Source organism: Bacillus sp. es.034, assembly GCF_002563655.1.
Taxonomy (GTDB): domain Bacteria; phylum Bacillota; class Bacilli; order Bacillales; family Bacillaceae_B; genus Rossellomorea.
The window spans coordinates 381,515-394,358 of sequence record NZ_PDIY01000001.1 but is presented as its reverse complement, the minus strand read 5'-3'; the positions used below and the strand labels follow the sequence as shown (position 1 = coordinate 394,358).

The window sequence follows — 12,844 nt, the reverse complement described above, 5'->3', positions numbered from 1 at the left end:
TGCCAAGGGAGATGATACTCTTCATCTCTAAAACTAGGGTGGTACCGTGGAAAGGACATAAGACCTTTTCGCCCCTGCGAAAGATGAACTCTGTCGTAGTGGGTGGAAAGGTCTTTTTTGTTTAAAAAAAGTAAGAAATGGAGGAGATAGGCAATGAGAGCGAAGGTAGAGGCAGAACCGGCTTCACAGACACTGACAGAAAACGTCAACGGTGCTGATATGCTCATGAAAGCTTTGAAGGAGGAAAAGGTTGAGATTCTGTTTGGGTACCCTGGAGGAGCGGTCTTGCCGATTTACGATGCTCTTTACAAAGCCCCGATCAAGCACGTACTCGCCCGTCATGAGCAAGGGGCCATCCACGCCGCAGAAGGATACGCAAGGGTATCGGGAAAACCGGGTGTGGTCATCGCCACGTCAGGACCCGGTGCGACGAATCTCGTGACGGGGATCGCCGATGCCATGATGGACTCCCTTCCGCTGGTCGTCTTTACGGGGCAGGTGGCTTCAGGGGTCATCGGAACCGACGCATTCCAGGAAGCGGATGTGGTAGGCATCACGATGCCGATCACCAAGCATAATTACCAGGTACGGGACATTAAAGATTTACCGAGGATCGTGAAGGAAGCCTTTCATATCGCATCAACCGGGAGGCCCGGGCCGGTACTCGTCGATATTCCAAAAGACCTGACATTGCAGCAGGCCTACCCGGTACACCAAGTGGAAATGGACTTACCCGGTTATCAGCCCAACTTTAATCCGAATCCCCTCCAAATCAAAAAGCTGGTGGATGCGATCAAGGTGTCGAAGCAGCCCGTCATCCTGGCAGGGGCTGGAGTGCTTCACGGGAAGGCGACAGAGGAATTGAAGGCGTTCGCTGAACAATATGACCTCCCGGTGGTTCACACCTTATTGGGATTAGGGGGATTCCCGGCAGACCATGCCCTGTTTCTTGGTATGGCGGGGATGCACGGGTGTTATGCAAGTAATATGGCCATCCATGAATGTGACTTGCTCATCAATATCGGTGCCCGTTTTGATGACCGTTTAACAGGGAATCTTGCTACCTTTGCACCAAGGGCCAAAGTGGTTCATATCGACATCGACCCGGCTGAGATCGGGAAGAACGTTGAAACCCAGATCCCGATTGTGGCCGATTCGAAACAGGCCCTTTCAAGACTCCTTCAACATGAGACCGAGAAGCCCGATTTCGATGCCTGGCATCAGCATCTTAAATCATACAAAAGGGAATATCCTTTCTGGTATAACCAGGCTCATGATGTATTATCCCCTCAGCGGTTGATTGAGCAGGTGTACGAGATGACGAACGGGGAAGCCGTCGTCACCACGGACGTGGGGCAGCATCAAATGTGGGCCGCCCAATACTATTCTTTTAAAAAGCCGAATAACTGGGTCACATCCGGAGGACTTGGCACGATGGGATTCGGATTCCCCGCAGCGATCGGGGCACAGCTGGCAAACCCGGACAGTACAGTGGTCGCTTTTGTAGGAGATGGGGGCTTCCAGATGACTCTCCAGGAGCTCGTCCTCCTGAAAGAGCTGAACCTCCCTGTGAAAGTGGTCCTTCTCAATAACGGCACACTTGGAATGGTGAGACAGTGGCAGGAAACCTTCTTCGAAGAGAGGTACTCACAATCGGTGTTCTCCACCCAGCCTGATTTTGTGAAGCTGGCTGAATCATATGGGATCAAGGGATATAAAGTACAGACTCAGGAAGAAGTCGATTCTGTTTTAAAAGAAGCCTTAACAAGTGATGAACCGGTGCTCATCGATTGCTGGGTGAACCCGAAGGAGAATGTATACCCGATGGTGGCTCCAGGAAAAGGATTACACGAAATGTTAGGAGTGAAACCATGAGGAAACGGATTGTGACAGCCCTTGTTCATAACCGGAGCGGTGTCTTGAACCGGGTGACCGGATTGTTTACAAAGCGTCAGTTCAACATTGAAAGTATTTCGGTCGGATATACAGAGACGGAAGGGATTTCGAGAATGACCTTCGTCGTCAACGTGGAAGACGATCGTAAAATCGAACAGCTCCTGAAGCAGCTCCATAAACAGATCGATGTCCTCAAGGTCTCAGACATCACGGATCAAGGAGTCGTTGCCAGGGAACTGGCCCTTATCAAGGTATTGAGTACAGGGCAGACCAGGTCCGAAATCAATGGGATCGTGGAACCCTTCAGAGCCGCCATCATTGATGTCGCAAGGGACAGCGTAACCGTCCAGGTAACGGGGGAGACCTCCAAGATAGAAGCGATCATCGATTTATTAAGACCCTATGGCATCAAAGAAATCGCCCGGACAGGGATCACGGCATTCGCCAGGGGAAATGGAAAGTCGGTCACAGACCTGAAACAGTATTCAATTGTGAATTAGAAGCAATCTGAAAAAACTTATTATTCAAAAAACGGAAAGGATGAGGGAAATGGTAAAGGTATATTATAACGGAGATGTGAATGAAGAGGTTTTAAAAGGGAAGAAAGTAGCGGTTGTCGGCTATGGCTCACAAGGTCATGCACATGCTCAAAATCTGAAGGAAAGCGGATTTGATGTTGTAGTGGGATTACGAAAAGGAAAGTCGTGGGACCAGGCGGAAAAGGACGGCTTCGATGTCTACTCCGTCCGGGAAGCATGTGAACAGGCGGACGTCATCATGGTTCTCCTGCCGGATGAGCATCAGCCGAAAGTATATGAAGCAGAAATCAAGCCGGCCCTGTCATCAGGCAAAGCACTCGCATTCGCACACGGATTCAATATCCATTTCCATCAAGTCGTCCCTCCGGAAGATGTGGATGTCTTCCTTGTTGCACCAAAAGGACCGGGGCACCTTGTAAGAAGGACCTTTGAAGAAGGAGCCGGGGTACCTGCACTCTTCGGTGTTTATCAAGACGCTTCAGGTCAAGCCGCGGAACTTGCCCTGGCGTATGCAAAAGGGGTAGGAGCAGGACGTGCAGGAATCCTCGAAACCTCCTTCCAGGAAGAAACGGAAACCGATCTATTCGGGGAACAGGCAGTCCTCTGTGGAGGGGTGACATCCCTTGTCAAAGCAGGATTTGAAACGCTGGTGGAAGCCGGTTATCAAAAAGAAGTCGCCTATTTCGAATGCTTACATGAATTGAAGCTGATCGTTGACCTGATGTATGAACAGGGATTGGAAGGAATGCGCTATTCGATCTCTGACACGGCTCAATGGGGAGATTTCGTTTCAGGTCCAAGGGTAGTGAATGAAGAAACGAAAGCCCGCATGAAGGAAGTATTGACGGATATCCAAACAGGAAAATTTGCGAAGGGATGGATCCTGGAGAATCAGGCGAACCGTCCGGAATTCAACGCCATCAATCAGCGTGAAAGTCAGCACCCGATCGAAGTCGTTGGAAGGGAACTTCGTAAAATGATGCCTTTTGTACAGAAACCTTCAACTAAAGAAAAGGAAGTGGTAGCGAGTGCGAACCATTGAGATCTTTGACACGACTCTACGAGACGGAGAACAGTCAGCGGGCGTAAATCTGAATACAATTGAAAAGATCGAGGTGGCAAAGCAGCTGGAGAGACTCGGGGTGGACGTCATTGAAGCTGGATTTCCTGCAGCTTCAAAAGGGGATTTCGATGCCGTGCAGCGGATCGGTTCCACCATCAAGAACAGCTCGGTAACGGGACTTGCGCGGGCGCAGCAGCGGGACATCGATGCCGTTTGGGAATCCCTTAAAGGAACGGCGGAACCAAGGCTGCATGTCTTCCTTGCAACGTCGCCCATTCATATGACACATAAGCTGAAGATGTCACCGGATCAGGTCATCGATACAGCTGTCAGGGCCGTTCAGTACGCGAAGAAATTTTTCCCGGTGGTTCAGTGGTCGGCGGAAGATGCGTGCAGATCGGATCTCAACTTTTTAGTGAAGATCATGGAGAGGGTCATTGATGCAGGAGCTTCCGTCATCAATCTTCCTGACACGGTAGGGTATATCACCCCTCATAAATACGGCGAATTGTTTCGATACGTAAGAGGAAATGTACCCAACATCAATGGGGTAAAGCTATCGGCACACTGCCATGATGACCTTGGTATGGCGACGGCCAATTCCCTTGCAGCCATCGAAAACGGAGCCGATCAAATTGAGGGAACCATCAATGGAATCGGTGAACGTGCCGGGAATGCAGCCTTGGAAGAAGTCGCTGTGGCCCTTCGGATCCGTGAAGATTTCTACGGAGCCACGACCAGACTCAAGTTGGATGAAATCAAGAAAACAAGCTCACTTGTCAGCAAGCTGACGGGCATGAGGGTACCGGCTAACAAAGCGGTTGTGGGGGACAATGCCTTCGCCCATGAATCAGGCATCCATCAGGATGGCGTATTGAAAGAGAAAACAACTTACGAAATTATCACACCGGAACTGATCGGAGTGAATTCCAACCGTCTCGTCCTTGGAAAACATTCAGGACGTCACGCGTTCAAGAACAAAGCCGTCGAGCTGGGCTTTGATTTAACGGATGAAAAGTTGAACGAAGCGTTTCACACATTTAAAGATCTTGCGGATAAGAAGAAGGAAATCGTCGATGAAGATCTCTTCAGCATCCTGACGAATAAGCAGACGGAAATGACGGAAGGTGTCGGGTTTACCCTGGAAAGAATGCAGGTTCAATACGGGATGGACAATATCCCGACGGCCACGATCGAATTGAAATTTGAAGACGGAAACGTAACCCGCCTTGCTTCAACAGGATCCGGAAGCGTGGAAGCCATCTACAATACCATTGAAAAAATCCTGCCGGGCAGGTCAAAACTGTTGGATTACAAAATCAACTCAGTGGGCGGCGGCCGTGATGCCCTTGCCGAAGTGTATGTCCGACTGGAGTATGACGGTGAAAATACAAGCGGACGCGGAACCGCTCAGGATGTATTGGAAGCATCGGCCCGCGCATATTTAAACGCCGTGAATCGCTCGGCACAGCGAACACACATGAAAGAGAAAGAAGCAGTGGAAGCGAGCTTATAAACAAGGGGAGCCTAGGATTTCAAGGCTCCTCTACCAAACCCAAAAAACAGGAGGTAATTCTAATGAAGAAAAAAATCGCTGTACTACCAGGAGACGGTATCGGTCAAGAGATTATGGACGGGGCATTAGAAGTACTGAAGGCAGTGGGTGATTGGTTCGGTCATGAATTCGAAGTGGAGAAAGGGTTCATCGGAGGATCGGCCGTTGATCGCTTCGGTACACCGTTACCTCCTGAAACAATCAAGCTTTGTAAAGAGAGCGATGCCGTTCTACTAGGGGCTGTCGGAGGACCGAAATGGGAGCACTTGCCGAAAGAAATCCGTCCTGAAAAAGGGCTCCTGGCCATCCGCAAAGAGTTCGACCTTTTCGCGAATCTGCGCCCGGTGAAGGCATTTGAAAGTTTACTGGGGGCATCCCCGCTCAAACGGGAGATTGTGGAAGAAGTAGATTTGGTGATTGTCAGGGAGCTGACAGGAGGATTGTACTTCGGTCAGCCGTCCGGTCGCCAGGGGAAACAGGATGAAGTGGCCGTCGACACCCTGGTATATGAAAAAAGTGAAATCGAACGGATCGTTCACAAGGCATTCAAGCTGGCTCAGAAGCGCAAGAAAAAATTGACGTCCGTCGACAAGGCAAACGTTCTGGAAACGAGTCGAATGTGGCGGGAAGTCGTGAACGAAGTGGCGGCTGAATACCCGGATGTAGAAGTCGAACACATGCTTGTGGATGTCGCAGCCATGAAGCTGATGTATCAGCCGAAACAATTCGATGTGCTCGTGACGGAGAACATGTTCGGTGACATCCTGAGCGACGAAGCCTCCATGATCACAGGCTCACTCGGAATGCTTCCTTCCGCCAGTTTAAGAGGGGACTCCTTCGGGCTTTACGAACCCGTTCACGGATCAGCCCCTGATATCGCCGGAAAAGGAAAAGCCAATCCACTGGCTATGATTCTATCGGCTGCCATGATGCTCCGCCATTCCTTCGGCTTGAAAGAAGAAGCGGAAATGATCGAAATGGGAGTCCAGGAAGTCCTGAATGCAGGCTACCGGACAGGAGACCTGTGGACGATGGGACGCGGAACCGTGGTCGGAACGGGTGCCATGAGTCAGCTGGTCGTAGAGCGTCTGGAAGCGGATCATGCCCTGTCTTCCATCCTGGCAGCATACTTGTAATAGATAATTTCATCGTATTAACACGAGGGTGGCCGGAGCTGGAATCAACGGTCACTCGCTAACTGAAACAGTCTTCATTGAAATAAAGTCTTACCAAACCAGGAGGGAGTTCATGGCAGGGAAAAATATCATCGAAAAGATATGGGAAAAGCACATCGTACACAGGGAAAAGGGCAAGCCGGATTTATTGTATATCGATCTTCACCTTGTACATGAAGTAACGTCCCCTCAGGCATTCGAGGGGCTGCGCCTGAAAGATCGTAAGCTGCGGAGACCCGATCTGACTTACGCGACCATGGACCATAACGTTCCGACAAGAGAGCGTCACATTGTCAGAGATGAGATCGCCCGACTGCAAATGGAAACGTTGAAAAATAACTGTGCAGAATTCGGCGTCACCCTCGCAGACATCCATCATCCCGATCAAGGAATCGTCCACGTCATCGGTCCTGAATTGGGTCTGACTCAGCCGGGGAAAACGATCGTGTGCGGAGACAGTCATACTTCAACCCACGGAGCGTTCGGGGCATTGGCCTTTGGGATCGGGACGAGTGAAGTGGAGCATGTACTGGCGACCCAGACACTGTGGCAATCGAAGCCCCGGACCCTTCAAGTCGAAGTGTCAGGGAAACTCGGATTCGGTGTCACGGCAAAAGACGTGATCCTGAACATCATTTCCACTTATGGAGTGGGTTTCGGTACCGGGTATGTCATCGAATTCACGGGAGACGTGATTCGCAATCTGTCCATGGAAGAAAGAATGACCGTCTGTAATATGAGCATTGAAGCAGGTGCGAAAGCCGGATTGATCAGTCCCGACGAAACGACCTTTGACTATTTAGAGGGCAGGGAATACCTTCCTAAGAATAAATCATTCCAACAGTGCAAGGAAGAGTGGCGATCCCTCTCAAGCGATCATGACGCCACCTATGATCACAGAATTGAGGTGAAGGGTGAGGAAATCGAACCTCATGTGACATGGGGGACGAACCCGGGGATGGGGGCCGGGATTTCGAGGTCCGTCCCTCACCCGGATGAGTACGTGGACCCTTCTGAAAGGGAAGGGGTTGAGCGGGCGCTTCATTATATGGGGCTTGAAGCCGGAATGAGGATCGAGGACATCGAGGTTGATTATGTATTTATCGGTTCTTGTACGAATTCACGCTTGAGCGACTTGAGGGCGGCGGCTGAAGTGGTAAAAGGACACAGTGTGAAGCAGGGAGTCACCGCATTGGTTGTTCCCGGCTCGTTTAAAGTGAAGAAAAGAGCAGAAGAGGAAGGCTTGGATACAATTTTCAAAGAAGCTGGTTTTGAATGGAGGGAAGCGGGCTGCAGCATGTGTCTCGCCATGAATGACGACATCGTCCCACCCGGCAAACGCTGTGCATCGACTTCCAACCGGAACTTTGAAGGCAGACAGGGTAATGGTTCAAGAACCCATCTTCTCAGTCCTTCCATGGCGGCAGCGGCGGCCGTGACCGGAAAATTGACTGACGTACGAAAGCTTGAAAAAATGCCGATTTCATAGGAGGTGAAAAGGGTGGCAATCAATCATGTGGAAGCGAATGTATTTCCTCTCAGGAGGGACAACGTAGATACGGATCAAATCATACCGAAACAATTCTTGAAAAGGATCGAGCGGAAAGGCTTCGGTCAGTTCTTATTTTATCATTGGCGGTTTGAAGACGATGGGAAGTCCCTGAGACATGACTTCTTATTGGATACCCCCAAATACCGGGATTCCGAGATTCTTCTCGGAGGAAAGAATTTTGGGTGCGGGTCTTCCCGGGAACATGCACCCTGGGCCCTTCAGGACTATGGATTTCAGGTGATCATCGCGAAGAGCTTCGCGGACATTTTTTATAACAATTGTTTAAAGAATGGGATCCTGCCGATTCAACTGGATGAAAAAACAGTCGATGCTCTTATGAAAAATGAGAATCAAGTGGATTTATATAAAATTGAAGTGTCCCTTGAGCACCAGACCATCTGTGATTCTGAGGGGCTTCGCGTCCCCTTCGACATTGATCCTTATTGGAAGACGATGCTTCTGAAGGGTCTGGATGAAATCGATTTAACCCTGCATTACGGTACGAATATCGAAGACTACGAAAAAAAATATGAGGTGAGTGACTTGGGAATTTAATGGATAACACTGAAGTGGTAGAAGCAATGGAAAGAATCAGTCATCAGGTGCATCGAACACCGTTAAAGCAATCATCGACGCTGAATGCGTTCACTGGTGGAGAAGTCTATTTGAAAATGGAGAACCTGCAGCGGACAGGTTCCTTCAAAGTAAGGGGCGCCATGAATAAAATCATGTCATTGTCTGAAGAAGAAGCAGGGAAGGGCATCATTGCCGCGTCGGCAGGAAATCATGCCCAAGGAGTGGCGCTGGCTGCTTCTAAGCGCGGGGTCCCTTCAAAAATCTTCATGCCAAAGCGGACGCCTTCTACTAAAGTTGCGGCAACGAAACATTACGGAGCTGAAATCGTTTTGACCGGGGACACCTATCAGGAAGCCTACGGGGCAGCACTAGAGGAGAAAATCAAAAATGGCTCGACGTATGTTCATGCATTTGATGATCATAAAGTGATGGCTGGACAAGGGACAGTCGCACTGGAAATGCTTCAACAGCTCAGTGATTTAGACATGATTCTCGTCCCCGTCGGTGGAGGGGGCCTGCTGGCAGGGATGGCACTGGCCGTTAAGGCCTTTAATCCCCGAGTGCAAATTGTAGGCGTGCAGGCTCTTGGAGCACCGGCCACGTATAACTTTTTCACGGGAAGCAATAAAGGTTCACTTGAGCATGTTCATACCATTGCAGACGGGATTCTTGTCAAGAGACCCGGGGAGCTTACGTTTCCGATCATCCGGAAATATGTGGACGACATGGTCACCGTGACCGATGAAGAAATCTCCTATAGCATCATGTTCATGCTGCAACGGGAGAAAACCCTGGTCGAAGGAGCGGGGGCCGCGTCCCTAGCGGCAGCCATGTGTCAAAAAGTCAAGGTGCAGGGTAAAAAAGTGGGCTGCGTCATCAGTGGCGGGAATGCCGATCCGAGTAAAATCCCTGTTTATCGTGACTTGTCCAAAATGGCCAGACAGCTGCATCATATTGTGTAAAGATGGGACGGCTCTTAACTGCGTGAGTAGTTGGGGGCGGTCCTCTGTTTTTAAGAGATAAAACATGATTCTCTAAAAGTATGAGTATTGTAAGCTCTTACATTCTGAAAATACGCAAAAACCTATTGTAATAGGTAATTTTTTCAACTATAATGTCCACTATACAAATACAAATGTACATCAGAAATAAACAAATGGAGGTTTTCGGCTTATGGAATCAATTTCAATCGGACTTTTAGGACTCGGAACGGTGGGAGCCGGAGTGGTGAAGATCGTAGAGAATCATCAGGATAAATTGTCTCATCAGATCGGCTGCCCGGTGACGGTGAAAAAAGCCCTCGTTCAGGATTTAGAGAAAGACAGGGGACTGGATATCGAAAACAGCATATTGACCTTGAATCCTGAGGAAGTCCTGTTTGACCCTGAAATTGATATTGTGGTCGAGGTCATGGGTGGAATCGAAGCAACGAAGGAGCACCTCCTGCATGCATTAAACGAAGGGAAGCATGTCGTCACGGCAAACAAAGATCTCATGGCCCTCCATGGACCTGAATTATTAAGGGCTGCCTCTGAAAATGGCTGTGACTTATTCTACGAAGCCAGCGTCGCAGGAGGCATCCCCATTTTAAGGAGTTTAGTAGACGGCCTTGCCTCGGACCGCATCACGAAAATGATGGGGATCGTCAACGGGACGACGAACTTCATTTTGACAAAGATGACGAAAGAGGGACGGACCTTCGATGATGTCCTAAAGGAAGCGCAGGATCTCGGCTATGCTGAATCGGATCCGACGGCAGATGTCGGTGGATTGGATGCGGCAAGGAAGATGGCGATCCTGTCCACCCTGGGGTTCTCCATGAATGTGGACCTGGCGGATGTGAAAGTGAAGGGCATCACGGAAGTAACGGGAGATGACATCCAATATGCCGAACAGTTCGGCTACACGATGAAACTCATCGGTTACGCCCATCGGGAAGGGGAAAAAGTCGAGGTAAGCGTGGAGCCGACATTATTACTAAATGAACACCCCCTTGCATCCGTACACGATGAATATAACGCCGTGTACGTTTACGGCGAAGCAGTGGGAGAAACGATGTTTTACGGTCCCGGTGCAGGGAGTCTTCCTACAGCGACTGCTGTCGTTTCCGATATGGTGGGAATTATGAAGAATATGAGATTGGGCGTGAATGGGAAGAGTGCCGTTAACCCGCAGTTCCCGAAGAAACTAAAAGAGCCTGATGAAATTCATTCAAAATATTTCCTGCGGTTGCATGTTCGTGACGAAGTGGGGGTATTGGCCAAACTGACGTCCATCTTCTCGGATCACGGAGTCAGTTTCGAGAAAATACTTCAGAATCCCCTGGACAGTGATGAGCTTGCTGAAATCGTCCTGGTGACTCATAAAGCATCCCTGGAGCATTACGAAGATATCCTGATGGAGCTGAAGGATTATGAAGCGGTTCATTCGATCGAAAGCTCATATCGCGTAGAAGGAGGAGAAAAAGGATGAGATGGAAAGGACTACTGAAAGAGTACGGAGAACAGCTTCCATTAAATGCAGATACTCCCCTTTTAAGCTTGAACGAGGGAAACACTCCATTGATCGAGCTGAAGTCGTTGTCCGAGGAGTGGGGCATCGAGCTTTATGCAAAGGTGGAGGGGGCAAACCCGACAGGATCCTTTAAGGACCGGGGGATGGTCCTGGCCGTTGCGAAAGCGGTGGAATCAGGCAGCTCGACGGTCATTTGCGCTTCGACAGGCAATACTTCTGCCTCAGCTGCAGCTTATGCGGCAAGGGCGGGAATCAAATGCATCGTCGTCATTCCCGAGGGGAAGATCGCTCAAGGGAAATTGGCGCAGGCCGTCATGTACGGGGCCGAGATCATTTCAATCGAAGGGAATTTCGATGAAGCCCTTGAGATTGTACGGGAGCTGAGTAAAACGGAATCCGTCACGCTTGTGAATTCGGTGAATCCATATCGACTGGAAGGACAGAAAACAGCGGCCTTCGAGGTCATAGAAGGATTAGGTGAAGCCCCGGATGTGCTGGCGATACCTGTCGGGAATGCAGGGAATATTTCAGCATACTGGAAAGGGTTTAAAGAATATTCGGCTCGAAACGATTCCACATTGCCAAGAATGTTTGGCTTCGAGGCATCGGGGGCAGCGGCTCTCGTTCATGACCGAATATTCCCTCAGCCCGAAACGGTTGCGACTGCCATCAGGATTGGAAACCCGGCAAGTTGGACATTGGCCATAGACGCTCTGAAGGAATCGGGCGGACATATTGATGAAGTGACGGATGAAGAAATCCTGGAAGCCTATCAGCTGATGGCAAGGAAAGAAGGGATCTTCGCAGAGCCGGCTTCATGCGCTTCCATCGCAGGGATCAAGAAGTCATTGGAAAAAGGGCTCCTTGAACAAGGTTCGAAGGTAGTCGCGGTATTGACGGGGAATGGATTGAAAGATCCGGTTACGGCCATGGAGTGCAGCCCGGTGACGCCTGTGAAGCTGCCAAACGATCGTGAACTGGTGAAGGATTATATCAAGGGAACGATCGGGGTATGAAGGGCCGGGAACCGCGCTCTTGGAAAATCATCGTCCCGGGAAGCACAGCCAATTTAGGAGCCGGATTTGACTCACTTGGTTTGGCTTTGGATGTTTTTTTAACGGTGGAGGCACATGAAGCAGATGACTGGCAGGTAATACCTTTGTCAGCGGCCCTGGAGGTATTCCCTGCAGATGAGTCGCATTTCATCATTGAAGTCGTCAAGGAAGTGGCGGGTGAATATGGAAGGAAGCCTGGTCCATGTCATTTATACGTATCAAGTGATATTCCATTGACGAGGGGGCTCGGATCCAGTGCAGCGGCGGTCGTGGCAGGGGTCGAGCTCGCCAATGCACTATGCGAACTCAACCTGACTCAGGAAAAGAAGTTGGTTCTGGCAAATCGTTTCGAAGGTCATCCCGATAATGTCGGGGCATCGCTCTACGGGGGGTTTGTCGTCAGCTGTCAGGATGAAAAGGGTGTTAACCTGATAACGGTGCCTGACCTTCCGATTGATGTGGTATGTGTCATTCCGAAAGCGGAGCTGAAAACGTCGGATTCGAGAAATGTCCTCCCGTCATCTCTATCGTTTTCAGAATCCGTTGGTGCCGGAGCGGTATCCAATGTTCTAGTGGCAGCGTTCCTGACCGGTGATTGGGAAATGGTCGGGAAGATGATGAAGCGGGATCGGTACCATCAGCCTCACCGGAGAAAGCTTCTTCCCCATTACGATGCAATTGAAAAAGTGGCGGATCGATTCGGTGCTTTCGGCGTCGCATTAAGCGGCGCCGGCCCCACGGTTGCCTGCTTTGTGGAACGGGAAGCGAGTGAATGGCTCTTCCGCCAGCTCGAACAATCCTTCCCGACCATGGACGTCCGTAAACTATCCATTTCCCAAACGGGCAGCAGCATCACCACCCAACAACCAAAGGTCCGTCCCTCATCGCTTTAAAGCAGCGAGGGACGGACCTCATTTTA

At 50.1% G+C, this 12,844-nt stretch carries 11 protein-coding genes and 1 other annotated feature (1 of these 12 only partly in view); all 11 genes read left to right on the top strand.

Translation table 11 applies throughout. The features are described 5' to 3' along the window. Positions 1–79, top strand: a binding site (T-box leader) (it extends 182 nt beyond the left edge of the window). A gap of 74 nt (positions 80–153) precedes the next feature. Further along, positions 154–1,875 (top strand): acetolactate synthase large subunit, encoded by a 1,722-nt coding sequence (ilvB, locus tag ATG71_RS02015; RefSeq protein WP_098438284.1) that lies wholly within the window; start codon positions 154–156, stop codon positions 1,873–1,875. Beyond that, complete coding sequence (gene ilvN / locus ATG71_RS02010) at positions 1,872–2,396, top strand: acetolactate synthase small subunit (protein ID WP_034761039.1); 525 nt, start codon at positions 1,872–1,874, stop codon at positions 2,394–2,396. Before ilvB ends, ilvN begins: the two co-directional genes overlap by 4 nt. A gap of 49 nt (positions 2,397–2,445) precedes the next feature. Further along, positions 2,446–3,477: a ketol-acid reductoisomerase gene (ilvC, locus tag ATG71_RS02005; protein WP_098438283.1), complete on the top strand. Its 1,032-nt coding sequence runs from the start codon at positions 2,446–2,448 to the stop codon at positions 3,475–3,477. After that, positions 3,464–5,014 (top strand): 2-isopropylmalate synthase, encoded by a 1,551-nt coding sequence (locus tag ATG71_RS02000; protein WP_098438282.1) that lies wholly within the window; start codon positions 3,464–3,466, stop codon positions 5,012–5,014. Before ilvC ends, ATG71_RS02000 begins: the two co-directional genes overlap by 14 nt. A gap of 62 nt (positions 5,015–5,076) precedes the next feature. Continuing rightward, the gene (gene leuB, locus ATG71_RS01995; protein WP_098438281.1) at positions 5,077–6,189 is read left to right on the top strand and encodes a 3-isopropylmalate dehydrogenase; all 1,113 of its coding nucleotides are present in this window, start codon (positions 5,077–5,079) and stop codon (positions 6,187–6,189) included. Positions 6,190–6,301: 112 nt separating this feature from the next. After that, positions 6,302–7,717, top strand: a complete 1,416-nt coding sequence (leuC, locus tag ATG71_RS01990) for a 3-isopropylmalate dehydratase large subunit (protein WP_098438280.1) — start codon at positions 6,302–6,304, stop codon at positions 7,715–7,717. Between the two features lie 12 nt (positions 7,718–7,729). After that, positions 7,730–8,335 carry a 3-isopropylmalate dehydratase small subunit gene (gene leuD, locus ATG71_RS01985; protein WP_098438279.1) on the top strand — a complete coding sequence of 202 codons (606 nt, stop codon included), beginning with the start codon at positions 7,730–7,732 and terminating at the stop codon, positions 8,333–8,335. A gap of 26 nt (positions 8,336–8,361) precedes the next feature. Next, complete coding sequence (ilvA, locus tag ATG71_RS01980; RefSeq protein WP_098441697.1) at positions 8,362–9,318, top strand: threonine ammonia-lyase; 957 nt, start codon at positions 8,362–8,364, stop codon at positions 9,316–9,318. Positions 9,319–9,529: 211 nt separating this feature from the next. Next, the gene (locus tag ATG71_RS01975; RefSeq protein WP_098438278.1) at positions 9,530–10,828 is read left to right on the top strand and encodes a homoserine dehydrogenase; all 1,299 of its coding nucleotides are present in this window, start codon (positions 9,530–9,532) and stop codon (positions 10,826–10,828) included. Further along, positions 10,825–11,886, top strand: a complete 1,062-nt coding sequence (gene thrC / locus ATG71_RS01970) for a threonine synthase (protein ID WP_098438277.1) — start codon at positions 10,825–10,827, stop codon at positions 11,884–11,886. The genes ATG71_RS01975 and thrC overlap by 4 nt, the downstream gene beginning before the upstream one ends. Continuing rightward, complete coding sequence (thrB, locus tag ATG71_RS01965) at positions 11,883–12,818, top strand: homoserine kinase (RefSeq protein WP_098438276.1); 936 nt, start codon at positions 11,883–11,885, stop codon at positions 12,816–12,818. The genes thrC and thrB overlap by 4 nt, the downstream gene beginning before the upstream one ends. Positions 12,819–12,844: the final 26 nt, after the last annotated feature.